At 60.3% G+C, this 18,634-nt stretch carries 18 protein-coding genes; 8 read left to right on the forward strand and 10 right to left on the reverse strand.

Annotated elements, in window-relative coordinates:
- Together OP494_RS04450 and OP494_RS04455 are read right to left on the reverse strand one after the other, a co-directional pair.
- Positions 1–360 (reverse strand): hypothetical protein, encoded by a 360-nt coding sequence (locus OP494_RS04450; protein ID WP_280539507.1) that lies wholly within the window; start codon positions 358–360, stop codon positions 1–3.
- A gap of 7 nt (positions 361–367) precedes the next feature.
- Positions 368–646 carry a succinate dehydrogenase assembly factor 2 gene (locus OP494_RS04455; protein ID WP_040241695.1) on the reverse strand — a complete coding sequence of 93 codons (279 nt, stop codon included), beginning with the start codon at positions 644–646 and terminating at the stop codon, positions 368–370.
- 224 nt (positions 647–870) lie between these two features.
- Here OP494_RS04455 and OP494_RS04460 point away from each other — a divergent pair, with 224 nt between their 5' ends.
- The 3 genes from OP494_RS04460 to lapB are packed head-to-tail and all read left to right on the forward strand — an operon-like array spanning position 871 to position 2,699.
- Entirely contained in the window at positions 871–1,167 is a 297-nt protein-coding gene (locus tag OP494_RS04460) for an integration host factor subunit beta (protein WP_040241697.1), read from the forward strand.
- A 41-nt stretch (positions 1,168–1,208) separates the two neighbouring features.
- Positions 1,209–1,514, forward strand: coding sequence for a lipopolysaccharide assembly protein LapA domain-containing protein (locus OP494_RS04465; protein WP_280539508.1), 306 nt, complete (start codon positions 1,209–1,211; stop codon positions 1,512–1,514).
- Positions 1,515–2,699 carry a lipopolysaccharide assembly protein LapB gene (gene lapB, locus OP494_RS04470; protein WP_247621230.1) on the forward strand — a complete coding sequence of 395 codons (1,185 nt, stop codon included), beginning with the start codon at positions 1,515–1,517 and terminating at the stop codon, positions 2,697–2,699. It begins immediately after the preceding gene.
- A gap of 3 nt (positions 2,700–2,702) precedes the next feature.
- On the opposite strand, the gene pyrF is transcribed toward lapB, so the two are convergent.
- Positions 2,703–3,404 (reverse strand): orotidine-5'-phosphate decarboxylase, encoded by a 702-nt coding sequence (gene pyrF, locus OP494_RS04475; RefSeq protein WP_280539509.1) that lies wholly within the window; start codon positions 3,402–3,404, stop codon positions 2,703–2,705.
- A gap of 227 nt (positions 3,405–3,631) precedes the next feature.
- Here pyrF and OP494_RS04480 point away from each other — a divergent pair, with 227 nt between their 5' ends.
- On the forward strand, positions 3,632–3,904 hold the full coding sequence (locus OP494_RS04480) for a ComEA family DNA-binding protein (protein WP_280539510.1): 273 nt from the start codon (positions 3,632–3,634) through the stop codon (positions 3,902–3,904).
- 86 nt (positions 3,905–3,990) lie between these two features.
- On the opposite strand, the gene OP494_RS04485 is transcribed toward OP494_RS04480, so the two are convergent.
- A complete protein-coding gene (locus tag OP494_RS04485) occupies positions 3,991–4,752 on the reverse strand; it encodes an SDR family oxidoreductase (RefSeq protein WP_280539511.1) in 762 nt (253 codons plus the stop codon).
- A 196-nt stretch (positions 4,753–4,948) separates the two neighbouring features.
- Between OP494_RS04485 and OP494_RS04490 the strand changes: the two genes are divergently transcribed.
- The 4 genes from OP494_RS04490 (at position 4,949) to OP494_RS04505 (ending at position 8,609) form a co-directional block, all read left to right on the forward strand.
- Complete coding sequence (locus tag OP494_RS04490; RefSeq protein ID WP_280539512.1) at positions 4,949–5,479, forward strand: FxsA family protein; 531 nt, start codon at positions 4,949–4,951, stop codon at positions 5,477–5,479.
- A gap of 179 nt (positions 5,480–5,658) precedes the next feature.
- Positions 5,659–5,949 (forward strand): co-chaperone GroES, encoded by a 291-nt coding sequence (locus tag OP494_RS04495; RefSeq protein ID WP_277811242.1) that lies wholly within the window; start codon positions 5,659–5,661, stop codon positions 5,947–5,949.
- Between the two features lie 76 nt (positions 5,950–6,025).
- The gene (groL, locus tag OP494_RS04500; protein WP_280539514.1) at positions 6,026–7,669 is read left to right on the forward strand and encodes a chaperonin GroEL; all 1,644 of its coding nucleotides are present in this window, start codon (positions 6,026–6,028) and stop codon (positions 7,667–7,669) included.
- A gap of 202 nt (positions 7,670–7,871) precedes the next feature.
- Positions 7,872–8,609, forward strand: coding sequence for an RNA methyltransferase (locus OP494_RS04505; protein ID WP_280539515.1), 738 nt, complete (start codon positions 7,872–7,874; stop codon positions 8,607–8,609).
- Positions 8,610–8,739: 130 nt separating this feature from the next.
- Here the strand turns inward: OP494_RS04505 and rpsA are convergent, their stop codons facing one another.
- The 6 genes from rpsA to gyrA form a co-directional block, all read right to left on the reverse strand.
- Positions 8,740–10,422, reverse strand: a complete 1,683-nt coding sequence (gene rpsA / locus OP494_RS04510; RefSeq protein WP_040241722.1) for a 30S ribosomal protein S1 — start codon at positions 10,420–10,422, stop codon at positions 8,740–8,742.
- Positions 10,423–10,616: 194 nt separating this feature from the next.
- Positions 10,617–11,315 (reverse strand): (d)CMP kinase, encoded by a 699-nt coding sequence (gene cmk / locus OP494_RS04515; protein ID WP_280539516.1) that lies wholly within the window; start codon positions 11,313–11,315, stop codon positions 10,617–10,619.
- Positions 11,312–13,564, reverse strand: a complete 2,253-nt coding sequence (locus tag OP494_RS04520; protein ID WP_280539517.1) for a bifunctional prephenate dehydrogenase/3-phosphoshikimate 1-carboxyvinyltransferase — start codon at positions 13,562–13,564, stop codon at positions 11,312–11,314. The genes cmk and OP494_RS04520 overlap by 4 nt, the downstream gene beginning before the upstream one ends.
- Positions 13,565–14,686 (reverse strand): prephenate dehydratase, encoded by a 1,122-nt coding sequence (pheA, locus tag OP494_RS04525; RefSeq protein ID WP_280539518.1) that lies wholly within the window; start codon positions 14,684–14,686, stop codon positions 13,565–13,567.
- Complete coding sequence (gene serC / locus OP494_RS04530; protein ID WP_280539519.1) at positions 14,679–15,764, reverse strand: 3-phosphoserine/phosphohydroxythreonine transaminase; 1,086 nt, start codon at positions 15,762–15,764, stop codon at positions 14,679–14,681. Before serC ends, pheA begins: the two co-directional genes overlap by 8 nt.
- A 54-nt stretch (positions 15,765–15,818) precedes the next feature.
- Positions 15,819–18,518 carry a DNA gyrase subunit A gene (gene gyrA, locus OP494_RS04535; protein WP_280539520.1) on the reverse strand — a complete coding sequence of 900 codons (2,700 nt, stop codon included), beginning with the start codon at positions 18,516–18,518 and terminating at the stop codon, positions 15,819–15,821.
- Positions 18,519–18,634 lie beyond the last annotated feature (116 nt).

Below are 18,634 nucleotides of genomic sequence, written 5' to 3' on the forward strand. Positions count from 1 at the left end.
TCAGTGCCGTCCCGCCGGCATCGCCTCCAACAGCCGTATACGCAACAGGCGACGCGAGATGGGCGCCGCGCTATCCGGCCACAGCCAAATCACGCGGCGTCCGATACGCAACCCGATCAGCCACGCGCCGATACGCAGTGGTCTCGGCGCAGCGTTCTGCCACTGCCCTGAGGCCTCACGCCATTGCCACATGGCGTGTTCCCCATCGAGACGCTCCCGCAATTCCCAGCGCCGCTGGCCACGCCACCAGTAGCCCAACAGTGCCGCACCGCTAAGCGATACCGCCGAGGTCAGCCACCAGGGGCCCAGCATGAGCGCCAAGCCATTCACTACCCCCCAGACGAGGGCATGAAGTGCCAAGTCGAGCCTAGAGGGTACGATACTGATTGTTGGAAGTGGTTTCGGCATAATCGACGATCATTTGGACGATGCGCCGCAACTCGGCGTCGGCGGGCCACTCTCGGCGCATCAGCCAGATGAAGAGATCCTGGTCTTCCTGATCGATCAGCGCCTGATAAAGGGCCTTGTCGGCCTCATCGAGCTGAGGGTAGCAATGTTCGAGAAACGGGATCAGCAGTAGATCCAGCTCCCACATGCCACGCCGCGAGTGCCAGTAAAGCCGTTTGATGGTTACATCGTCCTGCATGGAGACTCCCAAGCGATGTCATGACATGAATAGACGACGAGTATACCCGAGGTCTTGGCGAGACACATCGTTTCCACTCCTGGCTCAAAACCGGCTAATATTGACTTGCAATGTGCTAGTGCGTTGTTTTATCAAGGTTTGAGCAGTATGCTGAATTCACAACAATACCGTGGTCGCTTTATTGCCATGTGCAGCGAAGCGGCAAAGTCGCTTGGAGACATTCGATGACCAAGTCCGAGTTGATTGAACAGATTGCCATTCGGCAGCCCGAGCTGTCGGCCAAAGAGGTCGAGGCAGCGGTCAAGATCATCCTCGAAGACATTACCCACTCGCTTTCCAGCGGTGGGCGTGTCGAAATTCGCGGGTTCGGTAGCTTCTCCCTACACTTTCGGGAGCCCCGGACCGGACGCAACCCCAAAACCGGCGACCCCGTCGACCTGCAGGGCAAGTTCGTGCCGCATTTCAAGCCTGGCAAGGAATTGCGCGAACAGGTCAACGCTAGCCGTGCACTCGGCTACTGAAGCCCCAGGGCGCCATACCTCCATGCAAAAGGAACCTGCCCATGCGTTGGTTTAAAGGTGTCGTGCTGGCCCTCATCTTGCTGGTCGTCCTGTTGCTCGGCATCCTGTTTGCCGTCAATAACCAACAAGCGATGCCGCTCGACTTGATATGGGTCGAACTGCCACCCGCCTCGCTGTCTCTTTGGTTGCTGATATCGCTGGCCTGTGGCGTGATTCTCGGCATGCTGGCCATGACCGGTATCTATCTGCGGCTGCGCACGCTCCTGACGCGTGCCCAACGCCACAATCAACAGCAGCGCAAGGAACTGGATCGGCTACGCACCCAGGAGTTCAAGGAAGCGCCCTGAATGCTTGATCCGCTGCTGCTTGGCCTATTGGTCGCGGCGATTGCCATCGGCTGGTGGCTCGGACGTCGCGAGCGCCGGCGCGCTCGCGAACGCCTATCCCCCGAAGTGTCGTTGCCCAGAGACTACTTCATTGGCCTCAACCATCTGCTCAACGAGCAGCCGGATCAGGCCATCGAGACGTTTGTGCAAGCGCTCGAGGTCAACAGCGACACCATCGAAACGCACATTGCGCTAGGCAACCTGTTCCGTTCGCGCGGCGAAGCCGACCGCGCCGTCAAGATCCATCAAAACCTATTAGCGCGCCCGACGCTGACCCCTTATCAAGGCGGGCTCGTGCAACTGGAATTGTCGCGGGATTTCCTGAACCTGGGATTGCTCGATCGCGCCGAACGCCTGCTGCAAACACTGGTGAAGGACACCCCCGACGAGGGACTGCGCGACGCTGCCAAACGCTTGCTGGTCGATCTGCTCCAACGTGAGAAAGAGTGGCAGCAAGCGCTGGATGTCGCCACGCCGCAGCTCATCCGCCAAGATGCCGATATCAAACGCGCCGCCGCTCACTGGCTTTGCGAGCTCGCCCAGCGAGATCGGCACAATGCAAGCCCCAGCGTGGCTCGCAAGCGTCTGCGCCAAGCCCTATCGATCGATGAACGCTGTGTCCGAGCCACATGGCTACTCGCCGAACTCGAACGAGACACAGGACATTACAAGGCGGTCATTCGTCATCTCACCCGTATCCCCGAGCAGGACCCCGGATTCCTTCCCGTCATACTCGACCCCTTGCACGAGGCGTATCGACGTCTTCAGGACGAAGCGGGCTGGTGTGCCTTCCTGGAAGCGAAACTGCAAGAGACGCACTACACCAGCGTGGTGATCATGCTAGCGGCGTCCCGCCTGCGCACGGATAGCCAGGAAGCGGCCATCGAACTCATCAGTGAGCAGCTGCAAGCGCACCCAAGCTTGCGTGGCGTCGATTATCTCATGGACCTCTACCTAATCGGCGAGGACCATGGCGACCGCGAGCGCCTGCTGCTGCTCAAACAGCACACCCAGAAACTACTCGCGGCACGCCCCCGCCACCGCTGCCATCGCTGCGGTTTCGGCAGCGCCCAATTGCATTGGCAATGCCCGCGCTGCCAAAGCTGGGGGACCACCAAGCCAATCACTGGACTTGAAGGCGAATAGCCGCTAGCGGCCGATCTCGTGCTCGATATCGGCCAATGCCGCCATCGGATCCAAGGCTTGCGTCACCGGCCGGCCGATCACCAGATGCGTGCTCCCCGCCGCCAACGCCCGTGCCGGCGTCAACGTACGACGTTGATCGTCGCCATTCGAAGCGCTGGGGCGTATACCCGGCGTGACCTTCAAGAAAGTATCGCCACATAGTGCGCGCAACGCCGTCGCTTCCTGCGCTGAACACACCACTCCATCCATCCCGCTGCGTTGCGAGAGTGCCGCCAAACGCTCGACCTGAGACAATGGATCGTCATCGATGCCAATCTCGGCGAGATCCTCACGCGTCATACTGGTGAGCACCGTCACCGCTATCAGATGCGTGGTGAGCTGGCGCTTCTCGAGCCGTTCTCTGGCCGCTTCCATCATGCGACGCCCGCCACCCGCGTGGACGTTGACCATCCACACGCCATGATCCGCCGCCGCCTCGACGGCGCCCGCCACCGTATTGGGAATATCGTGAAACTTGAGATCCAGAAATACCTCGAAGCCACGAGCATGCAGTGCCTCGAGTATCTGCGGGCCACTGCGCGTGAATAGCTCCTTGCCGACCTTGACCCGGCAGCGCGCGGGGTCCAACCGGTCGGCCATGACAAGCGCCTGGTCAAGATCAGGGTAGTCGAGAGCGATGATCAAAGGCGTGTCGGGGCGCGGCATGATGTCTCCTGCAAATAATAGGGTAGCGGCAACGGCAACATTATACCGCCGTCCCCACTTCGCCACCTAGCGCCTGGTGAGCATCCCGCCCGGCCGCTTATTAATAAGGGTGAACTAATTTTGTAGCCATTAGCTTACAAATAACGTCATTAAAAGATGACATTTCAACCATGAAAATCTGGGTATGGTGAAGTCACTCAATAAGACATGACTAAAGGAGCGGTTGTATGAAGAAGCTGCTGAGCTGTGCCCTACTGACGCTGGCGTTGAGCGTCACCACCCTCGCGGTCGCCCAGGAAGACGCCTCGGCGCCTATCGACATCAATCAAGCCTCTGCCGAAACATTGACCCAACTGCCAGGCATCGGCGACGTCAAGGCACAGGCGATCATCGAGGATCGCAACGCGAATGGACCTTTCGCCTCGCTCGACGCCCTGACCCGCGTCAAGGGCATCGGCGAAGGAACGGTGGAAGACCTGAACGACCGTGTCACGTTCTGAACCACCCTATCGACGCTCGCACGGGAGGCACCCGGCGAGCGTCTTTGCAGCCGGCATCAAGTGCCGTCTGAAACGTTGACGAGCCATTAGATCCTCAGACCACCATCGCATTCCAGCACCCGCCCCGTGAAATAGTCGTTTTCCACGATATAACGCACGCTCGAGGCGATATCATCCGGCTGCCCCAGATGTCCCAAGGGAATGCCCTTGCTGATTTTCTCGAGTACTTCGGCGCGCATGGACGCCGTCATCTCGGTTTCGATGAACCCGGGTGCCACCGCCGCCACTCGGATCCCTTGGCGTGCCAGTTCCTTCGCCCAGGTAACCGTCAGCGCCGCCACTCCCGCCTTGGAGGCACTGTAATTGCCCTGCCCCATGTTGCCAGATCGCGAGATACTCGAGACATTGATGATGACTCCGCCCTGGCCTGCCTCCACCATCTGCGTCGCACCTTCACGCCCGCATAGGAAGACGCCCGTCAGGTTGACGTCGATGACCTGTCGCCACTGATCTAACGTCATGCGTTTCTCGATATGCCCCTCGCTGCCTTTCACCAGCAGCCCATCGTGGGTGACGCCCGCATTATTGACCAACACAGCAAGCGGACCCAGCGATTCACGTTGTTGCGCGAATGCGCGGGTCACGGCGTCTTCATCGGTCACGTCGACCAGGAAGGCATACGCGGAGATGTGACGCTCCGCCAATGAAGTAACCGCAGCGCTCAAAACCTCTTCTTGCTGGTCGAACAATGCAATACGCGCGCCCCGCGCTCCGAGTTCAGCCGCCATCGCCAGCCCCAGACCTCGGGCGCCTCCCGTTATACCTACTACTGCCCCATCCAGTTGCATGGCGATACCTCCCGCGTTCAAGTTATGAGCCAGAACCTCGCGGCTCTTTTTGTGCACCGCAACATGAAGAGCTTAGCATGCGATGCATGGCGTCTCCACGAAGCAATCACAGCGCGCTTGCATCACCGCGCCGTTTCCCTTGCAATTCACACTCATGCCACCATCTACTGGAAAGTCGAGATCACACGGAGCCGCCATGCCACTGTTACTTTTCATTACGCTTTTCGGGCTACTCGATTTCGTAGTGCTGTTCGCGATCGGGGGGCAGATCGGTCTGCTTCCGACGCTGGCATTGGTCCTGCTGTCCGGGGCCCTGGGCCTCCATCTGATTCGCCGCGAAGGGGTGCAGACGCTACAACGCGCCCAGGCCCGGTTCGCTCAGGGAGAAATCCCCTCAGACGAGTTGATTACTGGGGCCGCCTTGATTTTCGGCGGGGCCTTGCTGGTCGCCCCCGGCTTCCTGTCGGACGGCTTGGGGCTACTTTGTCTCATCCCGAGTAGCCGCCGCTTGCTAGGCCGAGGACTGCAGCGCGGTGGATGGCGCGGCCGAATTTTTACCATGGGCTCCGGTGGCGCGACGCAGGAAAAAAATGCGGATAGTGATTGGCACGAACACACACGGCGCACGGACAAGACTTCACACAACAAGGCCTCGCAAAACAGCCAGGCGAATGACGAGCAGCCGATTGAGGGTGACTACATAGGGAAGGATGATTCCCGGCATTGAAAAAATTCATGAAGGGCCCTTGAAAGTGGATACGTCGACCCAATCAAGCCCCTAACAGATGATTCGGCCGTAACGCCTTGATGCGTCGGCCTTATAAACAGAAGGCACTGCCTTCACCCTTGAGCTTGGCTCAACGGGATTATCCTATGATCCATAGAACCATCAGGAGAACGTGAGCAATGAAAATCCGTCCTTTGCACGATCGCGTCGTCGTCCGTCGCATGGAAGAAGAGCAAAAGACCGCTGGCGGCATCGTGCTTCCGGGTAACGCTCAGGAGAAACCGACCCGCGGTGAAATCCTTGCTGTCGGCAACGGTCGTATTCTCGAGAATGGCGAAGTGCGCCCGCTGGACGTCAAGGTGGGTGACACGGTGATTTTCAAGGATGGTTTTGGCGTCGAGAAAGAGAAAATCGACGGCGAAGAAGTCCTGATCATGAGCGAAAGCGATATTCTGGCCGTTGCCGAGTAATTCACAACGCTCACCAGTCATATTTTCGTTTCACGTTTGCGCGACTTGATCGCGCCATTAATGGGAAGAGCTAGAAATGGCAGCTAAACAGATCAAATTCTCCGATGATGCCCGCAAGCGCATGGCGCGCGGTGTTAATATCCTGGCCGACGCCGTCAAGGTCACCCTCGGACCCAAAGGACGTAACGTCGTTCTGGAAAAATCCTTCGGTTCACCGACCGTGACCAAGGACGGGGTTTCCGTCGCCAAGGAAATCGAGCTCAAGGACAAGTTCGAGAACATGGGTGCACAGATGGTCAAGGAAGTTGCTTCCAAGACCTCTGATGTGGCCGGTGATGGCACCACTACCGCAACCGTTCTCGCCCAGTCTATCGTCACTGAAGGCATGAAAGGCGTGACAGCGGGCATGAACCCGATGGATCTCAAGCGTGGTATCGACCAGGCCGTCGATGCTGCCGTCAAGGAAATCCAGTCGCTTTCCGTGCCATGCACCGATGCCAAGGCCATCGCCCAGGTGGGTACCATTTCCGCGAATGGCGACAAGCGTATCGGCGAGATCATCGCCGACGCCATGCAGAAAGTCGGCAAGGAAGGCGTCATCACCGTCGACGAAGGCCGTGGCTTCGAAGATGAGCTGGAAGTCGTCGAAGGCATGCAGTTCGATCGTGGTTACCTGTCGCCCTACTTCGTGACCAACCAGGACACCATGATGGTGGAACTGGAAGATCCGTACCTGCTGATGGTCGACAAGAAGATCTCCAACATCCGCGAATTGCTGCCGGTGCTGGAAGCGGTTGCCAAGTCCGGCAAGCCGTTGGGCATCATCGCCGAGGACATCGAAGGCGAAGCGCTGGCGACACTGGTGGTCAACACCATGCGCGGCATCGTCAAGGTCGCAGCGACGAAGGCACCCGGCTTCGGCGACCGTCGCAAGGCCATGCTGCAGGACATCGCCATCCTTACCGGTGGCACCGTGATTTCCGAGGAAGTCGGCCTGACGCTCGAGCAAGCCAACCTGGATCACCTGGGTAGCGCCAAGCGCGTCACCATGTCCAAGGAAAACACCACCATCATCGATGGTTCCGGTGTCGAGTCCGACATCGAAGCACGCGTCGGCCAGATCCGTGCTCAGATCGAAGACACCAGCTCCGACTACGACCGCGAGAAGCTCCAGGAGCGAGTCGCCAAGTTGGCTGGTGGTGTCGCCGTCATCCGTGTGGGTGCCGCGACCGAGTTCGAGATGAAGGAGAAGAAGGCCCGCGTCGAAGATGCGCTGCACTCCACACGTGCCGCCGTCGAAGAAGGCGTCGTGCCTGGCGGCGGTACCGCACTGGTACGCATTCTTGGCAACCTCGCCAACCTCAAGGGTGAGAACGAAGACCAGACCCACGGCATTGCCATTGCCTTGCGTGCCATGGAGTCGCCGCTGCGTCAGATCGTGACTAACGCAGGCCAGGAAGCGTCCATCATCGTCAATCAGGTCAAGGCCGGTGAAGGTAACTACGGTTACAACGCACAGACCGGTGAGTATGGCGACCTGTTCGAAATGGGCGTTCTCGATCCTGCCAAGGTCACGCGTAGCGCGATGCAATCCGCAGGCTCCGTGGCTGGCTTGATGATCACCACCGAAGCCATGATCGCCGACGACCCGGACGAGAAGGAAGCCGGCGGTGGCGCACCGGACATGGGAGGCATGGGAGGCATGGGCGGCATGATGTAATCGCTGCCTACTGACTCCCGGGCGCTGTCCCGTGACTCGAACCCCTGCCGGGCAACCGGTGGGGGTTTTTCATGTCAGGTCAGGGCATAGCTCAGTCGTAGCCCGTAGCCCGTAGCCCGTAGCCCGTAGCCCGTAGCCCGTAGCCCGTAGCCCGTAGCCCAAGTACACTATCGCCCTGCCTTCGACTGTATCGCGATGTTTTATGCTCTCCAATATTCGTATCGTACTCGTTCAGACCTTCCACCCCGGCAACATTGGCCAGGCCGCACGCGCCATGAAAACCATGGGCCTGAGCGACCTGGTGTTGGTCAATCCCCGCTGCTTTCCCGACGAAGAGGCCACTCGGCTAGCCGCTGGGGCAACCGATGTTCTCGACAACGCACGCGTCGTCGGGCACATTTCACAAGCCGTCGGCGATTGCGTCCAGGTCGTCGGCGCCAGCGCCCGTCTGCGCAGCCTCCCTCTACCCCATTTCGACGATCCCGAGCCCATGGCCGCGCACATGGTCGAGTATGCGCATGAAGCCCCGGTGGCCCTGGTATTCGGGCGCGAGCGCTTCGGCCTGACCAACGATGAAATTCGGCATTGCACGCATCAGGTCAGCATCCCCGCCAACCCCGATTACGGTGTCCTCAATCTGGCACAAGCCGTGCAGATACTCGCCTACGAAGTACGCCGTGCTTGGCGCCACCAAACACCCAGCGCCGCTCAGCCCAAGTCCAAGCAGCCCACCTTGCCGACGCGCGAGCAGATGGCTCACTTCGAAGCTCACCTGCACCAAGCCCTGTCGTCCTCGGGGTTCCTGACTCAGCCTCATGCGCGCACTGAGGATCATCTACGCGCACTGTTCTCCCGTGCTCAACCCACGAGCAAGGAGCTCTCCATCCTGCGCGGTGTCTTGACGACATTGGAAAAAGCCGGCACCAAACGCGATGACTGAGGCAAAAGCCAGCCAACCCCGGGAATGACCGTCTGGCGGACACAAAAAAACCGCGCCTCTTAAGGCGCGGTTTTTCGTACGGCTCAATAAAGCACTTGCCGCCGCGCCGAAGACGCGGCGGCAACGCGGTTTATTCGCCGCCCATCTGCTGCTTGATCAAATCACCGATAGTAGTCGGGCCTGATGACTCCGGCTCAGCTTCCTGATCCCGCAGTTTGCCCATCGCACGGCGTGTATCGACCTGATCCTTCGCTTTGACAGACAGGTTGATCGCGCGGTTCTTGCGATCGACACCGACGATCTTGGCTTCGACGCTATCGCCTTCGTTGAGCACGTTGCGTGCATCTTCGACGCGATCGGGGCTGATCTCGGAGGCCTTGAGTACCGCCACGACATCAGTGGCCAACTCGACGTGCGCTTCCTTCGCATCGACTTCGACAACGCGACCGGTGACGATGGCACCCTTGTCGTTGACGGCCAAGTACTCGGAGACCGGATCGGTTTCGAGCTGCTTGATGCCGAGCGAGATACGCTCACGTTCCGGATCGATCGAGAGAATGACCGCTTCGGCTTCGTCGCCCTTCTTGAACTTGCGCACGGCTTCTTCGCCGGTTTCGCTCCAAGAAATATCGGACAAGTGGACCAGACCGTCGATGCCACCTTCCAAGCCGATGAAGATACCGAAATCGGTGATCGACTTGATGGTGCCGGAGACGCGATCGCCCTTGTTATAGCGCGCGCTGAAGTCTTCCCACGGATTGGTGGTGCACTGCTTGATACCCAAGGAGATACGACGACGTTCTTCGTCGATATCCAGCACCATGACTTCCACGTCATCGCCGACCTGGACGACTTTCGAGGGATGGATGTTCTTGTTGGTCCAGTCCATTTCCGAGACGTGAACCAAGCCTTCGACACCTTCCTCGAGCTCGGCAAAGCAGCCGTAATCGGTCAGATTGGTGACGCGGGCATTGACGCGGGTGTTTTCCGGATAACGATCCTTGATGTTGACCCACGGATCTTCGCCCAGCTGCTTCAAGCCGAGAGACACACGGTTGCGCTCGCGATCGAACTTGAGCACCTTGACGTTGACCTCATCACCAACGGCAACGATCTCGCTGGGATGCTTGATGCGCTTCCACGCCATATCGGTGATGTGCAGCAGGCCATCGACGCCACCCAGATCGACGAACGCACCGTAGTCGGTGAGGTTCTTGACGATACCGTCGATCTGCTGACCTTCCTGAAGCGTCGACAGAAGCGCTTCACGCTCGGCGCTGTTCTCGGCTTCGAGAACGGCACGGCGCGAGACCACGACGTTATTACGCTTGGGATCGAGCTTGATGACCTTGAAGTCCAACTCTTTGTGCTCGAGGTGAGCAGTATCGCGTACCGGACGGACGTCGACGAGAGAACCGGGCAGGAAAGCGCGGATGGAAGAGACATCGACCGTAAAGCCGCCCTTGACCTTGCCGTTGATCACGCCCTTGACGATTTCGTCCTTCTCGAAGGCCGCTTCCAGCTCTTTCCAGGCCTCGGCACGCTTGGCCTTTTCGCGAGACAGACGCGTCTCGCCGAAACCGTCTTCGACGGCTTCCAGGGCAACCTTGACTTCATCGCCCACGGAGATGGTCAATTCGCCGTTGTCATCACGGAACTGTGCCACGGGGATTTGCCCCTCGGACTTCAGACCCGCGTTGACGGTAATCCAGTCACCCTCGATGTCGACCACGGTTGCCATGACGATGGCACCGGGTTCCATATTGATGTCCTGGAGAGACTGTTCGAACAGTTCAGCAAAGCTTTCGCTCATGTTGTTCCTACGTGATCAACGTTAATAGCGGCCAGGCCGCTCATTCTCCGCACCACCAGCAAGCGCGGGCCTTTCCTACATATCCCTGGGAACGTTGGCGCTGGTTCGACCTGCGAAGGCTCTCGGTTATCGCCCGCGCACGTCATGACGTCTGACCAGGGTCTCCGGATGGGTGCCCGTTTCACCCCAGCTACTCAGTTCGGGAGGCCGAGCCCACGTGCACTGAGCAGCCTTTCGATACACTCCACCACGTCCGGTATCGCAAGGCTCGTGCTATCCAACAAAACGGCATCGTCTGCCGGCTTGAGTGGCGCCACCGCACGCTGCATGTCGCGCGCGTCACGAGCCTTAATTTCCTCTAGAAGACTCGTTAGATTAGCATCCCGACCGGCATTCAGCAACTGTTCATGGCGTCTTCGCGCCCGCTCTTCCGCCGAGGCCGTCAGGTAGACTTTCAGGGGCGCCTGGGGGAATACCACCGTGCCCATATCCCGTCCATCCGCCACTAGCCCTGGCATGTCGCGAAAGTCGCGCTGGCGTGTCAAAAGCGCATCACGCACCCGGGGCAACGACGCCACTTGCGAGGCAACGTCGCCGACCTTTTCGGTGCGAATATCGCCACTCACGTCACGGCCTTCCAACTCGATACGCGTTTCGCCATCGCACGCCACGAAGCGGACATCCAAGGTTTCGGCACAAGCCGCCAACGCAGCTTCATCGTCCAGCGCCAAGCCATGCTTGAGGGCTGCCAGCGCGGTGAGGCGATACAGCGCGCCGGAGTCCAACAAGTGCCAGCCCAGACGCTCGGCGATCAAGCGACTGACCGTCCCCTTGCCTGCGCCGCCCGGCCCGTCGACGGTCAGTACGGGCACTTCGCTATGCGACAAGCTCATGACGCCTCCTGCTCTTCGAGCGACAGCCCCACGCGACGCGCCAGGTCAACGAACCCCGGGAACGATGTGGCCACATTGGCGCAGTCATCGATCACGATCTCGCCCTCGGCACGCAGGGCGGCAATGGCGAAGGCCATGGCGATGCGATGATCGCCCAGGCTATCGACATGCCCGCCGCGATAATGCGCGACAGGCGTATCGCTGGCGTCGGCGCGACCGACGATGTCGATGCCATCGGAATGGACGGTATTCTCAACGCCTAGGATCGCCAAACCATCGGCCATTGCCTGGATGCGATCGGACTCCTTGACGCGTAACTCTTCCGCGCCACGCAGGCGTGTCACGCCTTCGGCATTGGCCGCAGCGATGAACAGCACGGGAAACTCGTCGATGGCCAACGGCACCTGATCCACAGGGATATCGATGCCCTTGAGCGGCGCATGACGAACGCGAATATCGGCGACCGGCTCACCACCGACTTCCCGAGGATTGAGCAATTCCAGATCGGCGCCCATGGCCTTGAGGATATTGATGACGCCGATACGGGTCGGATTGGTTCCCACATGCTCCAGGAGCAGATCCGAGCCCGGCGTGATGGCCGCCGCCACCAGATAGAACGCCGCCGACGAGATATCCGACGGCACGTCGATAGGCGACGCCGTTAAGCGCCCCCCGCCCTGTAGCCAGGCTTCGTCAGCGTCGCGCTGCACCGCGTAACCGAAGCCGTTGAGCATACGCTCGGTATGATCGCGAGTCGGTGCCGGCTCGCGCACCCGTGTTTCACCCTCGGCATAGAGTCCCGCCAACAAGAGACAGGATTTCACCTGGGCGCTGGCCATCGGCATGTCATAGCGGATGCCGCGAAGCGCTTGGCCACCGCGAATCGTCAGCGGCGGTCGACCACCGTCAGCGGTTTCGATCACCGCGCCCATCTCGCGCAGCGGATCGGCCACCCGGCCCATCGGCCGCTTGTTGAGGGACACATCGCCGGTCAACTCGGTATCGAAGGCCTGCCCGGCCAGCAAGCCCGCGAACAGGCGCATGGCAGTGCCCGAATTGCCCACATAAAGAGGGCCGGCAGGCGCCTTCAGGCCATGCAGGCCGACGCCATGGATGGTCACACGCCCCTGGTGTGGACCTTCGATGGCCACGCCCATTTCACGAAACGCCTGCAGCGTCGCCAGGCTGTCCTCGCCTTCGAGGAAACCATGCACTTCGGTCACGCCCTCGGCAAGCGCACCGAGCATGATCGAGCGGTGCGAGATCGATTTGTCCCCCGGCACGCGGATCCGACCGCGCACATTGCCACCGGGAGTCACGCGGTAACGGATATTGCGTTGTTCCATCGCTTGATAACTCGTCTGGTTCAAAAGCGTATCGAAATACTGCCGCGCATGGCTGGCACGATCGAATACCGCCAGCATGGCATCGCCATCATTATCGGTCACGGCACGGCGCAAACGGGCGACGCCCGCTTCGAACTCATCCAGTGCGCCAAGCACCGCCTCGCGGTTGGCACTGAAGATATCGCGCCACATGACCGGATCGCTACCGGCGATGCGCGTAAAGTCACGAAATCCCCCCGCCGCATAGCGAAAGATTTCCAGGCGCTCGTCCTGACGCGCCAGGGTGTCGACCAACGAAAACGCCAACAAATGCGGGAGGTGGCTAGTGCGCGCCAAGACCTGGTCGTGGCGCGCCACGTCCATTTCCAAAAGCTCCGCCCCACAAGCCGCCCATAGCACTCGCACCCGGGCCAAGGCGTCGGGATCGGTATCGGCGCGCGGCGTCAGTATCACCTTGTGGCGGCGATAAAGCGCGGGATCGGACGCTGCCACGCCGCTTTTTTCGGATCCCGCGATCGGATGCCCCGGCACGAAGCGCGACGGCATGTCACCAAAGACCCGCTCGACCGCCGCCTCGATGGCACCTTTGGTACTGCCGACATCGGTAATCACCTGTTCGCCTAGATGCGGCGCCAATTCGCGTAGCACAGCCTCCATCGCCAATACCGGTACCGCCAGCACGATCAAGCTGCTTTCGGCTATCAAAGGCGCCAGCTCGGTGCTGCCGGCATCGATCAGCCCCATATCGATACCGCGCGCTACTTCGTCGGCGTCACGATCACAGGCCAGAATACGCCCCGCAAAACCCGCTTCCTTCAAGGCCGCCGCCAGCGAACCGCCGATCAGGCCCAAGCCAATGATGAGAATAGCGCGCTCGGTCGGCGCACAGGACCGCTCCGACATTTACAACACACCCACGGGATAGGACCCCAACACCTTGAGCTCGGCAGCACGCAACGTAATCTCTTCCAGCACCGCCGCGACCTGCGGATCGTCGCGATGGCCCTTGAAGTCGATGAAGAACACGTAATTCCAGACCCCGGTGCGTGACGGCCGTGTCTCGACGCGTGTCAGATCGATCTTGTGGCGGTGAAACGGCTCGAGCAGATCGTGCAGCGCCCCGGGCTGGTTGCGCATGGCCACGACGATGGAGGTTTTGTCATCCTCGGAGATCGGCGTGTCCTGGTGCCCGATGATCAAAAAGCGCGTCGAGTTATCGGGACGGTCCTCGATCTTCTCGGCGACCTTCTCGAGCTCGTAACGCTTGGCGGCCATGTCGCCGGCAATCGCAGCGCTGTGCCATTCACTCTTGATCAGGCGCGCCGCCTCGGCATTGGACGATACCGGCACCCGCTCGGCATTGGGATAATGCGCGTCCAGCCACTTGCGGCACTGCGCCAGGGACTGGGGATGCGAATAAATGCGCGAAACCTTGTCACGGCGCGTATTGCTGGACACCAGTAGATGATGGTGAATGCGCAGCACTACCTCGCCACAGATGCGCAGGCTGGCATCCATGAAGGTATCCAAGGTGCTATTGACGATTCCCTCGGTGGAGTTTTCCACCGGCACCACGCCAAAATGCGCAGCCCCCGCTTCGACCTCGCGAAAGACCTCATCGATGGCAGCCATCGGCAGGCTCACCGCGCTGTCGCCGAAATGCTTGAGCGCCGCCTGCTGAGTGAACGTGCCCTCGGGACCGAGGTAGGCCACCTTGACCGGCCGCTCCAGCGCCAGGCACGCCGACATGATCTCGCGGAACAAGCGTGCCATTTCCTCGTCGTCGAGGGGGCCCTTGTTGAGCGCCATGATACGACGCAGTACCTGGGCCTCGCGCTCGGGACGGTAAAACGTCGCCTGCGGATCACTGTCGGTTTTCACCTGCGCTACTTGCTGTGCGCAATGCGCGCGCTCGCTGATCAGCTTGAGAATCTCGCTATCCAGCGTATCGATTCGCTCGCGCAGTGCCGGCAGATCGGCCGGCGTGATAGGGGTATTGTTATCGAACATGTCGTGATCAGCCATGGCGTCGTTCGAACTCCTGCATGAAATCGACCAGCGCGTCCACTGCCGCTTCCGGCACCGCGTTGTAGAGGCTGGCTCGCATGCCGCCTACACTGCGGTGGCCCTTGAGATTCAAAAGCCCCGCCGCCTCGGCATCATTCAAGAACGCACCGTTGAGCGACTCATCGGCCAGCACGAACGGCACGTTCATGCGCGAACGATTAGGCATGGCGATGGGGCTGGAATAGAAGTCGCTGGCATCGATGGCTGCATACAGTTTTTCGGACTTACGCGCGCTGAGTCGGTCCATCGCCTCGAGCCCACCCATGTCGTGGCGTAACCAGTCGAAGACCAGCCCCGCCAGATACCAGGCATAGGTCGGTGGCGTATTGAACATCGAGCCGTTCTCGGCCATGACCCGATAGTTGAACATGGTCGGTGTGTTCGGCAAGGCGCGCTCGAGCAGGTCGTCACGCACGATGACCAAGGTCAGCCCCGCCGGGCCGATATTCTTCTGCGCCCCGGCATAGATGACGCCGAAGCGGGACACATCCAGCGGCCCTGAAAGAATCGACGAGGACATATCGCATACCAGCGGCACGTCGCCGACCTCGGGAATGTAGTCGAATGCCAGGCCACCGATGGTTTCATTGGCCGTGTAATGCAGATAGGCGGCATCCGGCGACAACACGATGTCCTCGGGGCGCGGCACCGCCGTCAACCCATTGGCCTCGCTGGAGGCCGCCACATGCGCGCCCGCAAGATGACGCGCCTCGGCAATCGCCTTCTTGCCCCAGATACCAGTGTACAGATAGTTCGGCGTCCCGCCCGTGCCCAACAGGTTATAGGGCACCATCGCGAACTGGCTCGAGGCGCCGCCCTGCATGAACAGGATGCGATAATTGTCGGGCACGGCCAGCAGCGCGCGCAGGTCGCGCTCGGCACGCGCCGCGATCTCCGCGAAGGCATCGCTGCGGTGGCTCATTTCCATGACCGACAAGCCATGGCCCTGATAGTCGAGCAATTCGTCACGGGCGCGCTCGAGCACGGGATCGGGAAGTGCCGCTGGACCGGCACAGAAGTTGAACTTGCGTGTCATCAGCGTGATTCCAAACGTAAAGCGACCACTCCGAAGGAGCGGCCGCATTGAGACTCAATCGCCTTGTGGCGCCTCGTCGTCATCCGGTGTGGGCGTCACCTCGTCGACCACCGCCCCTTCTTCTTCATCGGGCGCTGGCTCTTCGGCCGGCTCATCGACCCGCACCGTGGCGACAAGATGCTCGCCTTCACCGGTGCGAATCAGAGTAACCCCTTGCGTATTGCGCGAGCTGACCGAAATTTCCTCGACCCGCGTGCGCACCAACGTGCCCTTGTCGGTAATCAGCATCATTTCATCGCTGTCGCGGACCTGAATCGCCGCCACCAAGGCGCCGTTGCGCCGCGAGGTCTGCATGGCGATCACCCCTTGGCCGCCGCGCCCACGCAACGGGAACTCATCGAGACGCGTGCGTTTGCCATAGCCATTCTCGGAGGCGGTCAGGATATAGACCTGATCTTCACTGACGCTCTGGACCGGGGCTTCCTCGGCCACGACATCGGTGTCGTCGGCTTCGGCATCGATGGTCAACGACTGCGGAATGATCAAGCTGATCACCTCGGCGTCGCCTTGCAGACGCATACCACGTACACCGCGGGCGGTGCGTCCCATGGCGCGTGCTTTGCCTTCCTCGAAGCGAATGGCCTTGCCGTTGGACGAGAACAGCATGGCGTGGTCGTTGCCGGAGGTGATCGCGGCGCCGACCAAGCGGTCGTCCTCTTCGAGGTCGATGGCGATCAAACCCACGCTGCGCGGCCGCGAGAATTGCTCCAGCGAGGTCCGCTTGACAGTCCCCTTGGCAGTAGCGAAGAAGATGTAGCAGTCATCGCGATATTCGCGTACCGGCAGGATGGCGTTGATCGACTCACCATCATCCAATGGCAGCATGTTGACCAGCGGCTTGCCGCGCGAACCACGGCTGGCATTAGGCATCTCGTAAACTTTGAGCCAGTAGACCTTACCGCGGTTGGAGAACAGCAGCATGGTGTCATGCGTCGAGGCCACCAACAGGTGCTCGATGATGTCCTCGTCTTTCATGGTGGTCGCCGACTTGCCGCGTCCGCCACGCCGCTGGGCCTGGTAGTCGGAAAGCGGCTGCGTCTTGGCATAGCCGCTGCGCGAGATGGTGACCACCATGTCTTCTTCGTTGATCAGATCCTCGATGGTCAGGTCCAGATGACTGGCCTGGATCTCGGTCTTGCGGTCGTCGCCGTACTGATCGCGAATCGCGCCAAGCTCCTCGCGAATGACCTCCAGCAGGCGCTCCGGCGAGGCGAGAATCTCGTTGAGCTCGGCAATACGCTTGAGGATCGACAGATACTCGTCGAGAAGCTTCTCGGTTTCGAGCCCGGTCAGGCGATGCAGGCGCAATTCAAGAATGGCCTGCGCCTGGGCCGGCGACAGTCGATATTCACGCTCGTTGTCGGCGAGCCCGTAACCTTCGTCGAGATCTTCCGGCTTGCAGGACGTCGCCCCGGCGCGCTCGAGCATGCCGGTTACCTGCCCCGGTTGCCAGGCCCGTGCGACCAGCTTTTCCTTGGCTTCAGTGGCCGAGGGCGACGCCTTGATGAGCTCGATCACATCGTCGATGTTGGAAATCGCCACGGCCAGACCTTCGAGAATATGGCCACGGTCGCGTGCCTTCTTGAGCTCGAACAGCGTGCGCCGCGTCACCACCTCGCGACGGTGACGAATGAATGCCTCGAGAATCTCCTTGAGATTGAGGATCTTCGGCTGACCGTTATCCAGCGCCACCATGTTGATGCCGAAGACGGTCTGCAACTGGGTATGCGCGAACAGGTTATTGACGACTACTTCGCCGGACTCGCCGCGTTTGACCTCGATCACCACGCGCAGGCCTTCCTTGTCGGACTCGTCGCGCAACTCGGCGATGCCGTCGATACGCTTGTCCTTGACCAGCTCGGCGATCTTCTCGATCAAGCGCGCCTTGTTCACCTGATACGGCAGTTCGGTGACGATGATGTGATCGCGCCCGGTCTTATCGTTGTGCTCGATAGTATGACAAGCCCGCACATAGATACGCCCACGCCCGGTGCGGTAGGCATCGAGAATCCCCGCGCGCCCGTTGATGATCCCGCCGGTGGGGAAATCGGGAGCCGGAATATACGCCATGAGATCGTCGATGCTGAGCGTATAATCGTCGATCAGCGCCAGGCAGCCATCGATCACCTCGCGCATGTTATGCGGCGGGATATTGGTCGCCATGCCCACAGCAATGCCCGAGGCCCCGTTGACCAGCAGATTAGGAACCTTGGTCGGCAGCACCTCGGGAATGCGTTCGGTGCCATCGTAGTTGTCGACCCAGTCGACGGTATCTTTTTCCAGGTCAGCGAGGAGCTCATGGGCGAGGCGTGCCATGCGCACCTCGGTGTAACGCATGGCCGCCGCGCTGTCGCCGTCGATGGAACCGAAGTTACCCTGGCCATCGACCAGCACATAGCGCATCGAGAATGTCTGCGCCATACGCACGATGGTGTCGTAGACCGCGCTATCCCCGTGCGGGTGATATTTACCGATCACGTCACCCACGACACGGGCCGATTTCTTGTAGGCTTTGTTCCAGTCATTACTGAGTTCATGCATGGCGAACAATACGCGCCGGTGCACGGGCTTGAGGCCATCCCGTACATCCGGCAACGCACGGCCGATGATCACGCTCATGGCGTAATCGAGATACGACTGTTTAAGCTCGTCCTCGATATTGACTGGCAGAATTTCTCTGGCGATCTCACCCATGGGTCGTTCAATCCTTTGCACCGCGCCATACCATCGGTCATGGCACTGAATGAAACGAACAGCGGCCTCACGGAGCACGAAGCCCCGCAGGCCACTCTTCAGCGCTCGACGCCAAT

Source organism: Chromohalobacter sp. 11-W, from assembly GCF_029889905.1.
Classification (GTDB): domain Bacteria; phylum Pseudomonadota; class Gammaproteobacteria; order Pseudomonadales; family Halomonadaceae; genus Chromohalobacter.